The 19,398-nt window shown below is 35.1% G+C and carries 16 protein-coding genes; 12 read left to right on the top strand and 4 right to left on the bottom strand.

Going from position 1 to position 19,398, the window contains the following annotated elements; genetic code table 11:
- Positions 1-8: 8 nt before the first annotated feature.
- From DW640_RS01145 to DW640_RS01100, 10 genes are all read left to right on the top strand, one after another.
- Positions 9-1,088: an alpha/beta hydrolase gene (locus DW640_RS01145; protein WP_118201996.1), complete on the top strand. Its 1,080-nt coding sequence runs from the start codon at positions 9-11 to the stop codon at positions 1,086-1,088.
- A gap of 67 nt (positions 1,089-1,155) precedes the next feature.
- On the top strand, positions 1,156-2,184 hold the full coding sequence (locus DW640_RS01140; protein WP_117576915.1) for a hypothetical protein: 1,029 nt from the start codon (positions 1,156-1,158) through the stop codon (positions 2,182-2,184).
- The gene (locus tag DW640_RS01135) at positions 2,185-3,402 is read left to right on the top strand and encodes a glycosyltransferase family 4 protein (RefSeq protein ID WP_117576913.1); all 1,218 of its coding nucleotides are present in this window, start codon (positions 2,185-2,187) and stop codon (positions 3,400-3,402) included.
- On the top strand, positions 3,395-4,228 hold the full coding sequence (locus DW640_RS01130; protein WP_117576911.1) for a glycosyltransferase family 2 protein: 834 nt from the start codon (positions 3,395-3,397) through the stop codon (positions 4,226-4,228). The genes DW640_RS01135 and DW640_RS01130 overlap by 8 nt, the downstream gene beginning before the upstream one ends.
- 24 nt (positions 4,229-4,252) lie before the next feature.
- Positions 4,253-4,912 carry a carboxypeptidase-like regulatory domain-containing protein gene (locus DW640_RS01125; RefSeq protein ID WP_117576909.1) on the top strand — a complete coding sequence of 220 codons (660 nt, stop codon included), beginning with the start codon at positions 4,253-4,255 and terminating at the stop codon, positions 4,910-4,912.
- A gap of 294 nt (positions 4,913-5,206) precedes the next feature.
- Positions 5,207-5,611, top strand: a complete 405-nt coding sequence (locus DW640_RS01120; protein ID WP_117576907.1) for a hypothetical protein — start codon at positions 5,207-5,209, stop codon at positions 5,609-5,611.
- A gap of 14 nt (positions 5,612-5,625) precedes the next feature.
- Positions 5,626-7,359, top strand: coding sequence for a glycosyltransferase (locus DW640_RS01115; protein ID WP_117576905.1), 1,734 nt, complete (start codon positions 5,626-5,628; stop codon positions 7,357-7,359).
- Between the two features lie 57 nt (positions 7,360-7,416).
- Positions 7,417-8,250, top strand: coding sequence for an FkbM family methyltransferase (locus DW640_RS01110; RefSeq protein WP_117576903.1), 834 nt, complete (start codon positions 7,417-7,419; stop codon positions 8,248-8,250).
- Positions 8,251-8,282: 32 nt separating this feature from the next.
- The gene (locus DW640_RS01105; protein ID WP_117576901.1) at positions 8,283-9,065 is read left to right on the top strand and encodes a hypothetical protein; all 783 of its coding nucleotides are present in this window, start codon (positions 8,283-8,285) and stop codon (positions 9,063-9,065) included.
- Between the two features lie 119 nt (positions 9,066-9,184).
- Positions 9,185-10,141 carry a DUF5030 domain-containing protein gene (locus DW640_RS01100; protein ID WP_117576899.1) on the top strand — a complete coding sequence of 319 codons (957 nt, stop codon included), beginning with the start codon at positions 9,185-9,187 and terminating at the stop codon, positions 10,139-10,141.
- Between the two features lie 142 nt (positions 10,142-10,283).
- Here DW640_RS01100 and DW640_RS01095 read toward each other — a convergent pair whose 3' ends face one another.
- The gene (locus DW640_RS01095) at positions 10,284-11,498 is read right to left on the bottom strand and encodes a sulfotransferase domain-containing protein (RefSeq protein WP_117576897.1); all 1,215 of its coding nucleotides are present in this window, start codon (positions 11,496-11,498) and stop codon (positions 10,284-10,286) included.
- Positions 11,499-11,816: 318 nt separating this feature from the next.
- Here DW640_RS01095 and DW640_RS01090 point away from each other — a divergent pair, with 318 nt between their 5' ends.
- Together DW640_RS01090 and DW640_RS01085 are read left to right on the top strand one after the other, a co-directional pair.
- On the top strand, positions 11,817-12,713 hold the full coding sequence (locus DW640_RS01090) for a DUF5030 domain-containing protein (protein WP_117576895.1): 897 nt from the start codon (positions 11,817-11,819) through the stop codon (positions 12,711-12,713).
- A gap of 28 nt (positions 12,714-12,741) precedes the next feature.
- On the top strand, positions 12,742-13,665 hold the full coding sequence (locus DW640_RS01085) for a DUF5030 domain-containing protein (RefSeq protein ID WP_117576893.1): 924 nt from the start codon (positions 12,742-12,744) through the stop codon (positions 13,663-13,665).
- 77 nt (positions 13,666-13,742) lie between these two features.
- On the opposite strand, the gene DW640_RS01080 is transcribed toward DW640_RS01085, so the two are convergent.
- From DW640_RS01080 to DW640_RS01070, 3 genes are all read right to left on the bottom strand, one after another.
- Positions 13,743-16,733, bottom strand: coding sequence for a M60 family metallopeptidase (locus tag DW640_RS01080; RefSeq protein WP_117576891.1), 2,991 nt, complete (start codon positions 16,731-16,733; stop codon positions 13,743-13,745).
- A 5-nt stretch (positions 16,734-16,738) separates the two neighbouring features.
- Positions 16,739-17,440 carry a lipopolysaccharide assembly protein LapB gene (locus tag DW640_RS01075; protein WP_182427097.1) on the bottom strand — a complete coding sequence of 234 codons (702 nt, stop codon included), beginning with the start codon at positions 17,438-17,440 and terminating at the stop codon, positions 16,739-16,741.
- A gap of 118 nt (positions 17,441-17,558) precedes the next feature.
- Positions 17,559-19,394 carry a BACON domain-containing protein gene (locus DW640_RS01070; protein WP_008764463.1) on the bottom strand — a complete coding sequence of 612 codons (1,836 nt, stop codon included), beginning with the start codon at positions 19,392-19,394 and terminating at the stop codon, positions 17,559-17,561.
- Positions 19,395-19,398: the final 4 nt, after the last annotated feature.

The raw sequence follows: 19,398 nt of genomic DNA, 5'->3' as shown, positions 1-19,398 counted from the left end.
TAATTATTATGATAAGGAATATTATATTCTGCTTTTTTCTGATATACGCCGAATTCTGTTTTGCAGATTCTATTCCCAATATCCAAGTAGAAAATTTTTCTTTTTACGTTGATAGTGGCAATCTGAAATTAAATGGGATTCTTTGTATCCCATCCAGTTCTCAGATATCTGAAAAAAAAGTAGTAATAATGCAAACACCTCCATATCCTTCTGATGCAGATTATCATGGGATGTATTCTGAGTTAGCTGAAGTGTTTGCTCATAGCGGTATTGCAAGTCTGCGTTTTGAGAATAGAGCAAAGAATCTGAATATTAGCGGGGAAGAAGTAACAATGTATAATCAAGCTGATGATCTGCATGATGCTTTCCTATCATTAAAGCGAGATAGGCGTTTTGCAACTTATAAAATAGGTCTTTTAGGGCATAGTGAAGGAGGGAGTGCAGTAGCTATTGAATCATCTAAAAATAATGATATTGCTTTTGCCATTATATTATCATCTTGTGGAATAAAAGGTACAGATTTTATTTATTATCAATCAACTCTTCGTATTGATTATTTAAAACTTCACTCCATACAAGATAAATGGATAAGAAAAGAAATATGGGACAAAATAAGAATTATTGAGAGATATAATAGCCCAACGATAATTCAATCTAAATTAAAAGAGCACGATGCAATGCTTTATAATGATTCAGTATTTCGAATAAAAGCCTACGGCAATATGACTTTGCATCAAGTATATAAACAAACTTTAGACAAATGGGCGAATCCACATTTTATAGCTGTAACTAAATATGATCCGAAAGTTTATTATTCAAAGATCTCATGTCCAATAATATTGCTATATGGAAAGATGGATGAATGGATGGATTGGAAAGATAATGCAGATGGAATAGAAAAAATATTTATAGATATCAAAAAGAGAAATTATGAAATCCTACGATTGGATAGCATTAATCATTCTTATTGCAAATGCGATGTCTATACACCATTTTTCACATCTATAAGCCACATGAAGAGTAAAAACATAGAATATAGTACATCAATATGGAGAAAAATAATAAATTGGATAGCTACCCTCCAATAAATATGTTATTTGTTACAAACACTTTACACTCTAATGACTTCATATTATGACTAATTGCCTTAAAGACATGAATCAACAGAATATTTTCAACAAAATGCTTGTTGATTTTATGCTTCTTCACGGATATTTACTTGACAACCCGGGATTAATGACTGGAAAAGCAGGAATCATGTTGAGTTTATATGAAGTATCTCAAATCGATAAGCGAGAGATAATAAAAGAAACAGCTTTCGAGCTCCTTAAAGAAGTATTAGCTTGGAATATAAAAGAATATTCATTTAAAAAAGGAAAAGCAGGAATTGCATGTGCACTACTGTATACTATTGAGAATAATTTTATTAATTGCGATTTTAATGAGTTGTATGGCATTGAATTACAAGAAATCATCTGCTATATAAAAAGTATAAAAATCAAAGAAACCAATATCGAAGAATGTATCGGATATCTAGTTTTCTTATTCAATATAAAGAACGAAATATCAATTGATGACTTTGAGGAGATATTAAATGTATTAACTTCTATCTTAGTCGATTATTATCAATTTGTACCAGTTAATCCCATTGAACTTCGCTTTTTCTACTCTAGCGCAGCAAAGATATTTACAATCTATAATTCATCATTTGACAGAGATAAATATTATTTAGACAATGTCACTTGTTCAATAATTAATATCCACGAACAATTAGAGCAAAAAGCTTATATATGCATGAATCTAAAGTTTGCTTTCCATTTTTTTCATTATAGTAAAAAATGTCAGAAAAAGAGATTAATTTTAAATTCTCAATCTTTAATAAATAATATTCTTCAAAATACAATTAATAATACCATGAGTATTGAAGAAGCAATAGACTCATATTATATAATCAATGAACTATTTAAAGAAGAAAAAAATCCATTTCAATTTGAACATATATATAAATGGATAGATTCATTATTTACATGTGAAAATTTAATCAACAAGCAATCTCTTTTAAATCAAGGCAAACTAAGTTCGCTGGTATCTTTAGAATATGGTATTCCTAAATTTATGTTAATGAGATGTATGTTGAATAAAGAAATGATTTTAAAAAATAGAAAAATGAAATTATTTATTTAAATGGATTATAATATTGTACTATTATATTATGAAAATGGACATCCTACAGGTGTTATTCGATATATTGAAATGCTTAAGAGGGGGTTGTTAACTCAAAAAAAATATAAAATCCACTCTATAGTATTAGACTCATCTGCTATTTTTCCTGAAATATATGAAAAGAAAGATCTTATTTTTGCAAGACTCCCTTTTGAGATAAATCCTTATTCATCAGATCACTTTTGGAGGAACAAATATTTTAATATAATAACAAAACTAACAAAGTCATATCTAGATGGAAAAACAAATATAGTATTTCATACTCAAGAATTTTTTCTATCAGGTTTAGCATCATTACTGAAGAAAGAATTAGGTGGTACTATTTTATTGCATTTGCATGTTATTCCATGGAAGTTCAGTTTAGAAACTAACGAAAAAACATTCAAACAATTATACAAAGAAGTTGAGGCTGGAAATTTTATTTCAATTAGCCTAAATAATACCGAACAAAATGCATATACTATTGCAGATAAAATTATATGTGTTTCCAATTCAGCAAAGAAACACATACTTTCGGTCTGCAAATATAATAAACTTAATATATCTGTAATATATAATGGATTAAGAGAGACAAAGGTTACGCCCCTAAAGACAGGCAATGAAGATTTTAAGATTCTTTTCGTTGGACGGATTAGTAAAGAAAAAGGTATTTTTAATCTGCTAAATGCATTACAAAAGGTATATTTAAGAGGTCGAAAAGTGAAACTACAATTGGCAGGAGATTGTAGTTTCAGGATTAAAAATAGAATTTATTTAAAATACAAAGAACTGGATGTTGATTTCTTGGGTAATATTTCTTATAAGAAACTTAGTATTTTATATTCTAGCTGTTCTCTCGGAATTGTACCCTCTTTGCATGAACAATGTAGTTATGTTGCTATTGAAATGTCAATGTTCGGCATGCCAATGATCGTATCAGACGTAGATGCACTTTCTGAAATGTTTGAAGATGAAGTAAATGCTTTGAAAATTCCCTTAGTGTTTGATGAGGATTTTGGATTGGAGCTAGATGAAGAAAAATTAACAGATGCTATTATTCGTCTAATAGATGATAAAGTCTTAAGGCAAAAGTTGAGTGAAAATGCGATCAAAAACTATCGTGAAAAATTCACACTGGATAATATGATAGAGAACACGATAAATGTGTATGAACAATTAATACAACAAGATAATGCCTGAAATAACAATTTTAATGCCTGTCAGAAATGGAGAAAAGTACATCAAAGAATCAATTGATAGTATCTTAAAACAAACATTTACCGACTTTGAACTTCTTATCATGGATGACGGTTCTACAGATAGGACAGTAGAAAGAATCGAAAGATATACAGACGAAAGAATACGTTTGATAAGAAGGAAGCATAATTTCATTCGGAACTTAAATGAGGGGCTAGAATTAGCTTTGGGTGCCTATATCGCACGTATGGATGCTGATGATATTATGCACACTGAGCGCCTACGAATACAGTTAAAACGTATGAAGAAGAATCCGAACATCACAGTTTGTGGTACATGGGCTAAGATTTTCAGCGATAAGGGTAACGAAAGAAATGTTTTTCATTTTGGCCATGAGATCATATGCGAACCTGTATTGGAATTATTAAAATACAACATGTTACTTCATCCTAGTGTGATGGTTAAAAAGGAGTTTTTGTTTAATCATCACATTAAATACCAAAACTATCCCTATGTAGAAGATTATAAATTGTGGTTTGATATAGCTAAGGCCGGAGGAATATTATTTGTTGAGCCACAAGAGTTGATGATGCTTAGGAGAAGTGATACACAAGTCACCGTAACGAAGAAAGAGGAAATGTTTTTAGGTTCCATCCGTTTAAGAAAGGAAATTCTTCTCTATCTTCTCTCTATCTATGATAATAAAGCACTAAATAGCTTATTATCTGATCTTGAATATTTAGAAAAGAATAAATGGATGTCTTATGAAGATATATTCCGTTTCTTTGTGAATCTATTTAATAGAATGCAAAGTAATTCAAGAATCTAATGACTCTCAACTAAAAATACTATAATGAAAAAACAACTTGTGTATTTAATTGCATTACTGCTTTTACAAACTTCATGCGATCGAGTCTTTACTATGTCGGGGCATGTCATTGATGAATTAGGAAATCCAATAAATAATGCAAAAATCGTTACATCTGAAAAAGAGACACTGTATAGTGACTCTTTAGGGTATTTTATGCTCAATCTTTACGGACCAGGCTCTTATAGTGATAAACTTGAAGTATTGGTCACTAAAAAAGGATATGAAACAAAATATTTCGACTTAAGTCAACAAAAAGATATCCATGACCTTTCATTAAGAATGAAGACTTCAAATAGAGAATTGATTCCATCTTATCCAAAATCAACGGTTCGCTTATTCTATTTAATAAATCTGATAATTACAAATTTGTTTATTATATCAACATTATTCTTTATACTATATAAAAAGATTAAGTACAAATGGATTTGGATGCTTTTGATTTTAGTAGCAAATATAACCATACAAGTAAATTATATAAACGGACATTGGAATGTTGATATTGGAGGATTACCTTTTTACCTCAAACATTATGCATATTATCCATTTACAATTAAAATTGCTTGTCCAATTATTAGCATAGTCTTTTGGATAAGCTATATTTATACACAAAGAAGTACACTAAGCACTAAAAAACAGATTTGAACATTAAGTTATTATATTAAATAAGTACTGATTATAAATTAATCAAAACTATATGTCAGATACTAAGTAAATCATAAGATCATCTTCACTAAAATATTTAGTAATGAAAGGTGAATACATAAAATAGGCTGCAACATTACATTTACTGTATTAATTATAAATTTGATAATTATGGTATACAAGAACAGAACGAGACAAGTGTTATTATACGTTATAGGCACTTTACTATTGTCAAGTTGTGATTATCGTATTTGGGGATCAATAAATAATAAAACGGATTCTGATGCCCGAATTATGTGCTATTTAGTAGAGAAAAGTCGCTGGGATAGTCTTAGCAGTCCATCACTTAGTAATTTTGAATCGCTTACGAGTGGAGCATATTTTGCAGTGAATGAAATCAACAAAGGAGAAGACAGTCTATTTGTGATGATAGATGACAGTACTTACTGTGTAACTTTATCTCCGGATGAGTCTATGGGTATGGGGATGGTGATGAATCATTTTTGGACCAGAGAACGGATACAATCGTATTTGCAATTTCTGAAACGTATGGAAATACAGATGCCTCACGATACTATTGTTTATAATGAAACTAAAGAACTTACAGACTTTTTCTGGAAACATAAGAAATCAAAACAAGAAATACGCATAAATATCAGAGATAATTATATTATGAAACTGGTAGATAAATTATTTTAGATTGAACTAGAATCATGAACATAGCTTTTTTATCTTCATTAAATCCTAATGACCAGAATAATTGGTCAGGTACTCTTTACTATCTATACACTTCACTTCAGAAGAAGCATAGGGTGATATGGGTAGGCGGAACTACGTTTGCTGAGGTTTGGGAATTCCACAAAGCTAATTTCAAAGGCAATGAAGCATTCTTTCCAGAAAATTATGCGTTACTTTTTGGCAAGTTGGTTTCTAACCTATTGAAAAAAGAATGTTATGACGTCATTGTATGCCGAGATTATTTTTTTTCCGCATATCTCGTTTCGGATGTACCACTTATTTATATTGGAGATACTACATTTCATTTGTTTAACCAATACATGAACTGGCATGACGAAAGTCTTACCAAACTAGCCGAACAACTGGAATCACTCGCTATACAAAAGGCGGATAAAATTATTTATTGTTCGGAATGGGCAAAACAGAGCGCAATGCAGGATTACAATGCCGATGCCGAGAAAATAGAAGTGGTTGAATTTGGAGCGAATATCATAGAGAACATCCCAGTTCTAGATAACGTATCGCCGATAAATACACCATGTAACCTCTTATTTATCGGAAGAAATTGGAATATGAAAGGCGGAAACAAAGTACTTGAAATTTATCATAATCTAAAAGGAAGAGGATTTCAATGTACACTCACTATGATAGGGAGTGAACCTCCAATGTCCTTACCAAATGATCCGAATATTGAAATATACCCTTTTATCGACAAAGCAAACCCGAATGATAGATTAAAATTCCATGAAATCCTAACGCGTTCGCATTTTCTAGTTCTACCCACCCGCTTTGACTGTTTTGGAATAGCTTTCTGCGAAGCATGCGCCTATGGTATTCCATCGTTAGGTTCTAATGTAGGAGGTGTATCACAGGTTATCAAAGAAGGAGAAAATGGATTTCTGTTCAACATCGATGCTTCTGCACTAGAATATGCTGATAAAATAAAAGATACATTCAATACCCCTGCAACATATTCCCAACTAAGGAAAACGGCCCGAAAGAATTTTGAAGAACGTTTAAACTGGAACAGATGGCTCGATAAAAGTAATAAGATTATAGAACGACTCGCATCCGAGCATCAACCGGATTTTTATCTTCCGGTTTATGTTATCAACATGAAAGAAAGGGTAGAACGTAAACAACATATTATTAAAGAGTTCGACAACAAGGAAGAATTCGAGTTAAATTTAGTAGAGGCGTCGGTTCATCCTATCGGTGCAGTAGGTTTGTGGAATAGTATGATCAAAATCATAAAAATGGCAAAAGAGAAAGGAGAAGACATCATTGTCATTTGTGAAGACGACCATTATTTCACGGAAAATTATTCTCCCAAATTACTGTTCAAAGAAGTTACAGAAGCTTATATACAAGGAGCAGAAGTACTTTCCGGTGGTATTGGAGGATTTGGACAAGCGATCCCTGCAGGATATCATCGCTATAAAGTAGACTGGTTTTGGTGCACACAATTCATTGTTGTTTATAATCGTTTTTTTGATAAGATGCTGGATTATTCGTTTCAGAACACTGACACAGCCGATGGAGTAATATCCAAACTAGCAACAAACAAAATGGTCATCTATCCTTTTATCTCAGAACAAAAGGATTTTGGGTACTCGGATGTTACTCAAAGTAATATGGAACAGCAAGGTAAAATAAGAGAGCATTTTGCAAGAGCGAATAAACAAATGAAATTGATAAGTCTGAAATAAAAGAAAGATCAATGTAACAATGATAAACTTATTATTCATGAAAAATAGAATTGTCTAATGGAAAATCTCATTTTTGATATAGGTTTTCATAAAGGAGAAGATACCCTTTTTTATCTTTTGAAAGGGTATCGGGTGATTGCTGTGGATGCTGATCCTGAATTAATAAATGAATGGCAGAATATTTTTAAGAAATACATAGAGAATGGAAAGCTATTGTTGCTAAACTATGTGATTTCTGATACAAATGACGTAGACACTGATTTTTATATAAGTCCAAATACCATTTGGAGTTCAACTAAAGTTTCTATTTCTTCAAGAATGTGCTGCAAAGCTATTAAAAAGAAGATTAAATCAAAACGGCTGGACCATTTGTTTCATGAATACGGTACTCCTTTTTATTGCAAAATAGATATAGAAGGAAATGACATCATTGCATTGCAAACGGTGGAAAAAGTGAGTGAGAAACCTCTATATATATCAGTAGAAACCGAATGCATAGGAGAAGATGAAGATATTGCAGGACACGAATTGGACACTTTGAATGCTTTATATCAGCTAGGATATAGAAAATTCAAGTTAGTTGATCAAAGAACTCTTACCGTACTCGACTATAATTGTTTTTATAAGAATAATTCTGAACGTTATTGGTTCGAACAAATAGAAACCAATTGTAAGTATGCCGAAGAACTGATAGATCTCTCCGATACCGATCAACGAGTGAAATTTACCGATTTCTTCCCCGGTTCTTCAGGACCATTTGGAGAAGAACTAGTCGGCAAATGGTATGATTACCCTCAAGCAAAGGAAATACTTAAGAAGCATAGAGAAGACAAAATGAAACTGAATGAACCGGCATGGACCTTTTGGTGTGATTGGCATGCAACGTTTTAGCAAGTATAATTACATATAAGAACAATAAAACTATGAAAATACTACAAGCAATAGCCTTGTCATCATTCTTACTTTTGAGTATGTCAAAAGTATGCTCTCAAGAAGATAAAAAAACTAAAGATTTTTTCAATTCTGGTGGATATATATCTGAAAGATATGCATTGAATAGAAACCAAGTACGATTTAATCAGTCCAGCGATTTTGTGTTTCATCATATTCCTAACGGTAATCTAATATGCATTACTTCAAAACAATTTAGAGCACATGCATTTAGTCGACATTATAATTGCATACTATCAAAAGACAGTAATTTTATTGCATACGTATCTGTGCCTCCCATATTCTGCGGGGATAAAGATTCCATTTATGCTGACTTTAGTTTTAAAACAGGATTTATGATTGAAATGAATACTTATCATTTAGAAATAATCAAAAGTGATTTTTTGATAAATACAGGAGAAAGGGGGATCTCATTATGTGACCTTCCTCTCTCTTATAAATCTTTAAAATATGCTCATAAAGCATTTAATGCGGATACCGTAATTACATATCCTTTAAGAATGTGGGAAAATTTAGAGAATAAGTATAATCATTGCCAAGTAATGATAATTCAAAAAAAACGTCGTGGATGTATTGCTCTGTATTGCTTTTATAATGACAAAGGTGCCAAAAAGATAAGTCACTATATCAGATCATTAGAACATCTTTTTTGGTATAGAGAACCGAAAGATTACATTGAAGTAATAGATCCACCAATCATAGATGAATATGAAATACCTCATTTAAAAGCTAAAGAAAAGTCCACTAATAATTAAGATGAAAATTAAGGTGCAGACTATGAAACAAAGAGTAAATTACAAGAAATTGGATATAAAGAATTTTATATTTATCATGAACCAACTGATACCTATATTCCATATTGAGAATAACAATTATGAAAAATAGAATTATATCACTTTTCATATATTTATTGCCTAGTCTAATCTATGCTCAAAATAATATAGACGACAAATATGAAGTTCTGTCTCTAACTGACATGCTGAATCTTTTTGAGAATAATGAAAAAAATGTTCTTGAATATTATGACAAAATATATGTTCCGGGCTACTTCTATGAGCCTTCTCTTATGTATCCTTCACCTTTAAAGAAAGAATTTTGTTGTGTAGCTCAATGGAGAATTCCAAACAGAAACTGTAAGTATCTATTCTTAGAAGATATATTTCCGCAAAATAGAGATTCCTTAAAACACGCAGCTCTTGAATTTCAAAAAATAAAAGAAAAATATGGATCGAGAAAATCAACCATGTATCAAGATGTACCAGCAGGTTATAATGGTATAATTGCCAAATGGTTCACTGGCAAATTATTCGTTTTGCATTGTCCCAAAAAGCTTTTTAATACAATTGTATCAAAAAAAGCATCAATCCTATCCATTGATAAAGGTAGGATATCTGACGAAAAACTAATAACTCCAGATGAAGGTGAGTTTGAATCTTCTTGTTTTCCACAAAAAGGAGGTATGATATTAATACGCGAAGACGGATGTTGGTATGATGACATTAAAAGGAATATAGATTTTTTAATTTCCCCCCTTATTAATGAAAATTTTTCTACAGAATTTAGCAAACATGTTGGGAAGGAATATTCATTTCTATTGGAAGTAGTCCCTAAAACAGGACAAATTATTCCACACCTTTTATTACCGAAAACACTATCTACTGACGAGCAAATAATTGTATCTTATTTAGAAAAACGAATAAGAAAGTTTCCTATAAACAGTTTTGGTCCACTAATAACCATTGACAAGAAAATGCTATATGGCCGATATTTTAAATTTATAATAGAAAATAAAAAGTTTAAGGTTGAAGACTACCTTGAATATCGATATTGAGATTGTATACAAAGAAAGCCAACTACTACAACATATTGTATTACAAACGCTTGTCCCACCCATTTAACACTTATAAGCGATTTGTCACATTCTTATTCTTCACAGATAAAAAATAGAACAAACTAACTCAAACTATAAATTATTACCAATCAAAGTTCCTCTTTATGAGTTTATAAAATTTCTCATTATATGGCTTGAAAAAAGCCTTAAGCTTATTACGAATATCACTAGGTAATTTTACATTATATTGTGAGACAAACTTATCATCTAAATTTATTGCATTCCAGTCCACATAGGGAATATTTAGAAATTGTTCAATCTTTCTGAGTGTAGATATGCGATTGTTTTTTAATTCACGATGTTCAATAACTAAAATATTCTCCACAGGAAAAAACTGATAATAACGCTCTAATTGTTCATAATAAAATCCACGATGTAGAAAATCAGGAAAAAAATCTATTGGCGTATTCTCCTGATTTCTTATCTTTTCTATTTCTAGATTGACCCAATACGAAAAGGGAAAATTCTGAGTATCAAGTAGCTTCTTTAATAAAATATTCAATTTTTCTTTATCAGGGAAAAGTTCATATTCATGTAAAAGCTGACTTTTCCTCCAATTTATCAACATGTTATATTGCGAATAAGCTCTATCAATGGGATTTCTAACAAGAAAAATAAATTTCAAATGAGGATTATATTCAAAAAGTCTTTCAGGAACCTCATGCCAATAAGAATACCAAGTAGTAGATTCAAACAAAAGACTATCGGATAAAGAATAACGGAAAGGAGGATATTCCTTCCACATATATTCCATAAAAAATGGAAATCCTTTCGCATATTCAGTTGGGTAAAGAAAAAAACCGGGCTCTTTAAAAAATGATCCCCAACAAGAAGGATGATGATGAAGGTAGTCATGCAAAGCAGTACTTCCTCCCTTTTGAGTTCCAATTATCATAAAATCTATTTTTCTAAACCAATTCGTTATCTCGTCCAATAAAGGATACATTAGTTTGTACGGACGTAGCTGAGAACCAAAAGTTGTAGCGCATTTCCAATAGCACTGAGGAGAATAAGATAAATACAAGTCAAATATATTTCCCCATACTGGTTTAGTATTGAATCTCCATTCTCGTTCTCTCGAATGTTTCCAAGCAACCCAAAACTGTCCTTCTGTTTTTTCTAATTCTTCCGATAATACATCAAGTAACGTAGGAAGGTGGAAAACAACGACAGCAGCCTTTCCAATCAGTCTTTTATCTAGAGTAACCTCCCATCCTTTTGATTCGAAACCTGAAGATAAGTGAAAAGGCAAATATTCTGCATTATTATACAACAAAATTAACGAACTATTTTTCATACATCCCAATCACTATTCTCTACCACATTCTTCATAACCGCTAGTTTTTTATAACTACTGCAAAATTAACATTTTATTTATTGGAACAAATCAATTCTCCCACTTTTCTATCAAAAAACAAGACAACTAACCAGTTTGAATAGTATTTGCCGTAATATTTAGTTATCATTTTAAAACATACTGATCCACAATATTTTACATCAATTTGACACTTTCAGGAAAATTATCGTGTTTACATAAAAAAAGATTCATATTCTTTACAAAGATGCAAAATTTATTTCTATCTTTACAGAATCACACAACTTTAAATTAATACTCATGAAGCAGAAACAGACTTTTATATGGTTTATGTGCTATTGTTTTATAATCAGTAACACAACATTGGGTCAAACTAAAACCCTGCCAATCTCGAACATGATTTTGAATTTTAGTAAATCTGAAGTAAAAAATACACCTATGCAATCCATAGATGGCTTTGAAGTAGACGCAGTTGTAGTTAATAAAGATCTTTTTCCATTTTCAGAACCAAAAATAAATTTAGAATATGACAAAATAAAATGGAGTTTATTGTATACCCTTTCTTCCAGCGATCCTTTAAGACGTACCCTCACTTTAATGCAGATCGAAGACGAAAATGGAATTAGTCTTATAGATGAATTAGCCGATAAATATGGAAAAAACAGCAATGGAGTTCCTGCTGTCTGGTATTCGGGAAAGATTGATGTTTTATTATGCCCGTTAAATATGTTTGGAGAAATTGTATCTAGAGAAAAAGCTGTATTAACTATTTCTAAGGGTATTGTTATCTCACAAGAAAATGTACCTATAAAAAAAGGAAGCATAGAAAAAAAGTCACAGAAAGCAATGATGTTAGACGGTTGCTGGTATGATAGTATGCGATATAATGATTTGGGAGCATTAGAAAAATTTGTAAACCAAGATGCTGTAACATCATCGATAAAAGCATTTGCGTTATCTATTTTAATTGTAACCGATAACCAAGGAAAAGAATCAGGATATATTTTATCCCCTCAAAAAACAGAAAAACAAGAAGAGAAAATATTGGTTAATAATCTTCTAAAGCGTATTAATCAGCTATCTCCTTGGAGTTTTGGATGGTTGGAAACAATAAATGGTTCAATTTTTCAAGGACGATATTTGAAAGCGGACTATTCGCAAAATACGGGCTGGAGATTTAATGATTATTTTCATTAAAACGACTCTGTCATAAAAGATTAAAGTTATGAAAAAGTTTCTTTTGCTAAGTATCTTATGTTATACTTATAACGTTTATGCCCAGCATTATATTCCGGTCAAAGAGATGATATCTAACTATAAAAAGCAAAAAGCTATCGATACTTTGAAGAATCATGATATTATTTATAATATTGAAGAATCTCCTGAAGCAGGAATATTTATGGAACAATCTCTATTACCATCTGATTTACAAAGACCAAAAGATATTCGTGCAGAATGGTGCTTTGAATATTTTTCAGGACAAAAGGCTACGTTATACTTAAAGAAAATATATTCATCAAAAGAAGGAAAGTCGAATGAAGCATCGATCTATAAGAATAAGTTGGCTGAAAAATATGGAAAAGACGATTTAGGGATTCCTGCAATATGGTATTCGGGGAAGATAACAGCCTTATCGTGTCCCAAAGACTTATTTGGAGAAATTGTGACGAAGAATGTAGCTGAGTTTGACATAGAAAAGGGACAGGTAATATCACGAAACTTTTTAGATATTGCAAAAACCGGAACGATGGAAGGTCCTCGTCGTTCTCGTCCTACTATCAAGTATTCGCCTATTGCCAGTACAGATGGTTGCTGGTATAGTAATCTTCAATATAAACTGGATTTATTAGAAGAGTTCGTTAATAGCAAATTGAAAAAGGATAAAACATCAACTACAAAATTTGGTTTAGATATATTGTTGGTAACAAATAAAAAAGGTAAAACGACCGGATATTTATTATCCCCCGACGAGATTATGAATAAAGAAGAACAAGCTCTAACTAAACAATTAATAAAACAGATTAGTAAGTTGCCTCGTTGGAGTTTTGGATGGTTACAGACAATAAACGGTTCTATTTTTCAGGGACGGTATGTAAAAGCAAACTATTCATCGGATACAGGATGGAAATTCGAGGATTATCTTCATTAGAACAAAGAGTAACTTCTACGCAAAAGTAAAAGCTACTCTTCATTCCATATAAGATTGGGGATATTCAGTAAGTTTCCCTATTTATTTGCTTTAATACGTTGCCCGTCCGCCTGAACAGCGTACAGTTCCGCTCCTTCAATGTCTGCTCCGGCAGGTACGGTAAATACGAACCGATTGGCAAACCATACTTTTTTGCCACCCTTGATTAATTCGAAAGCAACCGCCTGTTCGCCATTAGTCACAGTGTATGTTCTTCCGGAAACGGTATAACTTACAGTCTTGGTGATTTTCACATTGTTCTGGAATGTTTCGAAGTACCCTACATCTCCTCCATCTTCGGATATACCTTTTTGATTGCCTTTGGCTCCTACCTGATATCTTCGGTCTTCAATGTATTCAATAGGCGGACATTTAGTGGAAAATGTTTTCATATAAGCCAGCGTCTGATTAATCATATCCTGTGTCACGGTATATGAAAAGCTTCCGTAAGCATACAACTTGAAACTAACCGGAATAAAGAATCCCCAGGCATCGAAGAATTCGGTCATATCCATGTTAGCGGCTTTTGCTACGTTGCGCGCATACATCAGCTGTGCTGCGCCCGGATCATTGAAAGGTAACCAAAATTCAGAGGTACGTCCTTGCTCGAATATCTTACGGATGGTATTCGGTTTCTTGCCGATACGTTCGAAATAGGTCCACAATTGCTGGTTGAGACGCATATGCATTTCGGAGGCTTCTCCTTGATATAATCCATATTTATTGGCATCATCAGATGTCATGTCCTGAGGGGTAAATGCCAGCGTGTTCGGATCTCGCGGATGCATGAATCTGCTCCAAGGGGTCGGAGGCGCATATCGGTAAGCAGCCAATGTCCCGATGGAACTACCACGTGATCCCCACTGGTTTATCTTGTACACCACATAATTAGAAAAGAGATTATTGCTCGATTCCGTAGTACTGGGCCAGTTGATAGCTCCCTGATGCATGTGTCCGAGTTCATGTCCCGGCCCCCATTCATTGTCCTGATTTTTATCCATATCACGCGGATCGAAGTTGTTTTTGAATCCCCATCCGTCTTTTGTGCTTACATCACCGGCTGCCATGTTAATGTAATAATTGGTAGCATAAAGTCCGTCGGTGAAAGTAGTGACATGCATCAGTGAATTGAATTCTCCCGTATTCGAATAAGTGTCGATAGCAGCCAGTTCCTGCTCCCAATCTATCAGGTTATCCCATCGTTCCATTCCCCTTACTACCCCATATTGTTTGAAGTTGTCCTGATTTTGCAGCAAGTCTTTCAGTGCTGTAAACAGAATCTTCCTACCTTTCAGTACAAATACACATTTATCAGATCCGTCCAAAGTGACAGACTTTGCCTTCCGGATATATTCGCGGAACAGATCATCGGTTTTATCCACAGTCAGATCCCATACATTGAAGCCTACACGCGCATGTTCCGTTGTCTCCACATACTGGGGCGGAAAGTGTATTTTCACTGCCAGCATGCCACGGGGATCAAGTTTCTGATAGATGACAAACAGATTTCCCGCACGTGAAAAAGAAAACTTGTTGATTCCGTTTTTCAGAAATCGTTCTTCACCATCGGGTCCCAGATCCGAACAACATCTTAATGAAATGGATTCACCTTGCGGTATGCCGTCCACTAAAACAACCATCTCTTCACCCGCATTCGTTATGATACCGGTAGGGTTGCAGAGAGGCGAGTAGTAATTGGTTCTCAATTTATCTCCCCAATATTCGGGCACGCTGTATGCCTGATAAGCCTGTATCCTGAATCTCTTTTCCGCTTCGGGATAAGTATTGCTCTGCAAAGACTTTGCCAGCACATTAAAGAATGACGGAAGTCGGTTGATGACTTCGTCGGAAGCGTCCGGGCGGAGTTCACTGCATGAACGGTCGGTGAATACAGTTGTCAGTTGTTCGTCAAGCGGATTTTCCGTAGCATGGAAAAATTCCATCTCGTCGCAACTGACGAAATCATTCAATCCGCTTTTAACTTTGAATTGAACAGCCGCAGGTACAACCGGATCGTTCAGCAATATCCTGTGGCTGCCTCCTGCTCCTTTAAAATCATAATCTTGTATATGAACAAAATCCGCACTTCCTTGAGGCTTGATGTAAAGTTCGAATGCTCCGAAATTACCGTTACCATTTCGGCTGTGATACAGGATATAGTCTAGCGTAAGCTGATTCTGATCGAATTGATATTCAAGAGTAACGGGGAATTTTGCAGATTGACTCCATGTGGAATGATAACAGGTTCCGCCGAACTGACCGTCATAAGACTTCGATATATCCTGCCCCGGCTGATGGTCGGTGTCGTATCCGCCGGTAACTTTCAGTTTTACATCCTTCTCCGGATTCACCCCCGAAATGTCACTCGATTTCTTTTGTTGTTTGATTTCCGACTGGTCATAAATGCTTGTATTTTCTTTGGATACAAACTTGATCGTAGCATTCCTTTCTGTAGTCAAAGGATTGGAAGCGATGGAAAATATTCGTGTACTGGATGCCAGATCAGCTCTTGTATCAGGTACTTCTTTCTCGGTAATCCAGTCTTTGGCTTCCTCCGGAATAACTACTTCATAGTCTGTATTGGAAAGCAAGTTGACTTCCATATGATCGTTTCCTGTCCCCGCCACCTGAATGACACGGCTCTCGTCAGACACTTCAATGATCAGGTCACCGCCTGTCTGCACAACTCTGAGTTTAGCAGTCAGCGCATTATTGGTGATAGTAATATTTCCTTCTCTGACTCCTTTTTCCGGACTGGATGTTGCCGAAACCGTCAGTTCTGTATCCGATGCTTTCCTTGCCGTCAGCCATTCTTTTCCCTCAGTTACCGATGCATTCCACTCCCGGTTCGATTTGACAGGTACGGCTACTTCCCCACCCTCTTTCTTGAATCCAATGGATTTCTGAACTTGCAGCACCGGTTCTCCCTGCAGCTCTTTATCATCACTCTTGCAAGCATAAAGAGTAGTGACTCCCACCAGCAGAATAAGAGAGATACATAGTATATGTTTTATTTTATCCAATAACATAGTATTTATATTTTTTGTTGTTTTTCCATTTCGTTGACCAGACTATCCAAATCGAAGTCAATGTTATATTCATTCTCTATCTGAATCTTTTTGATTTGCTTCACCAGCGAATGCGGCTTCAACCTTCGGATCATCTCTATTTCCAGAAGCCTGTTCGGGAAACGTTTGCGAATGCCATCGATGTCTTTCATATAAATGCTGTCTGCTCCCTGATAAAGCGCATTGGCGGATTCTTCAAGAATAAATGCTCCCAAACTGTCAGGATATTGTTCGAGCACTGCCCGCAGAATTTCCAGACTTTTTCCGAAACTTTGATGCGCATCAGCATTCATATCTTTAGCCGCCTGAAACAATCCTAACTGAAACAGGTATTCTCCTGTTATCGCTTTTCTCTCCATTGCCAAAGTCTGGACATGCAATGCGGAATCCAGCTCCCCCATCTCAGCCAGTAGTTTAGCTTTGGTACCATAATAATCGGGGTTGAGACTGTCAATCGACAGTGCCCGGTCCAGAAGGCTGATACACTTCCGGGTGGAATCGACATCATAAGACGATTGCAGGATGGCTACCGCCTGTTGATAAAAACTGTCGGCACTGAGATTTACGGGATGGGGACGAATGTCCGGTTTCTGCCGTGAATGACAACCGACGGCTGTGCAGATTAGCAGCAAAACAAGTAATATGATATTCAGTTTCTTTGTTTTCATGTACATGATTCTCAATAGTCGGATAATATAAATAAAAAAAATGACTGACAGGGAGTTTTATAGGAAAATGTGTCTAATCTAATCTTATTTCCTCCCCGCCAGTCTTTCCATTAGTTTATCAGATGCCTAACTGCTCTTTGGCCCAGGCTTCATCATGCCTTACTCTGTAGAGATACATCTCAGCCATATTCCACCATGCTTTATTAGCGTTAGTATAGTCCAATGTGGCTTGATTACGGCGACCCGTAGGAGTAAATCGGATATAGTTGTAAGCTTGTTTACCATTCACATTGTTTTTAGCGGTAGCATGACCACCGTTTGATGTCGGTAAATTGAACTCTTCCGTACCCATGCTTTCAAAGTATTCACCGTTGGTACTTCCGTAAATAGTTGCGATCGTTACGTCGCCCCCATTATTTATGCCAGTCTGACGCGCATCATATTCAAAACGAAGCCCTTGCAACGGTTTGTTCAGTTTAATCTGCACGTAATGGGCTTCTGATACGACTGGATCTTGCCATCTGGAATGATAATAAGTTCCACCTTTGCCGTCAATCAAAGCAGGTAAGCCACCTCCATCACCGTCCTGTGTCGCATTAGCAGAAAGCATATCAACAGTGAGAATGACGCGTTCCAACTCGGAAGCTTCACCGGAAGTACCTGTAATGATTACAGGACTCTCAGTCTCCATTCCCGTAGGACCGTAGGTCTTGAAAGTAAAGGAATATTCACCAGCACACTGATAGGTATCATCTATGATAGCCGATGTTGTCTTGAATCCATCTATTTCTATCTCTTTATTTTCTTTTGTGACCTTATCATAATACGTGATTTTCACTTTACTATAATCCACATCTTCCGGTGCTTCCCATTGCAGAGTGATGTGTCCGGCTCCCGGTGTAGCGGTAGCATTCACCACATTTACAGGAGGAACGGGAACGAATCCTGCTTGTTTCACAGTAACTGTAAAGCTGTTTGGATCAACCGGATCTTTACTTGTGAACGTTATCGTTCCTTCACGGGGTTGTTCTACAACTGCGGTGTTAGGCTCTATGATGAAGCTTTCGGAAGCATCACGCAATGCTCCTCTGGTGAGCGGTGCAGTTGCAGGCTTAATCCATGTTTGAGCATTTTCGTCAATCACATATTCATATTCCGCACCCGCAGGACCGTTCACTTTGAAAGGAATCGTGATCGTTTCGCCCATTGCTTTCACTTCAAAGACCTTGTGTGCATCGTCAATGTCAACAATATATCCTCTCGGCTGCTGCTTGATAATGAACGTGCCGACACAGTTGTAATTCTGTGACGACTGAAGGGTGATTGTACAATACCTCACAATGGTATCAGTATTCTGATCCAAACTGAATACCAGATTTTTCTTGACGATATCTTCCGCTTTTACAGCTTTTTGTCCTTTCTTTGCTTTCAGCTCTTTCGGTTCGTTAAAGCGTACCCAGTTACAGGTATCCGGTACAGTGATGACATCCAGATTCAGATTGGTATTCACCTGGATAGAAAGTGAAGTCGCTTTAGCATCCACCGCCTTCATTCCATCATCCGTCAATCCGGGTATATCGATCACCGGTTCCAAGCCGAACTGTTTCACACTTATGGAATAACTCTGGTGACCGTATGCTATCGTAACTTCTGCTATACGCTGTTTATAGCCTTCATTCTGATCGGCAGAAACCGTGACTTTACCTTCCTGCTTTTGTAGTTTGCACCATTCGGCATTCGAACTTACCGTCCAGTTATCGAGCGCCACGTTGGTCTCCACTTCTATCTCATGTTCGCCGCCGGAAAGCGGAAAAACAACAGCCGCCTGGCTCTCGCTGGGAATGGTCAATGTCAGTACATTGAACTCAGTTTCATAATCAGGACCACAGGAAGAGAGAGCTACGAAAGTTCCCAGGATTCCTGTCAGTCCGATGATTAGTATATTTTTTTTCATATTA

Source organism: Bacteroides sp. AM23-12, assembly GCF_003434395.1.
GTDB lineage: Bacteria > Bacteroidota > Bacteroidia > Bacteroidales > Bacteroidaceae > Bacteroides > Bacteroides thetaiotaomicron.
The sequence above is the reverse complement of the archived record's forward strand: the minus strand, read 5'-3'. Positions and strand labels throughout refer to the sequence as shown.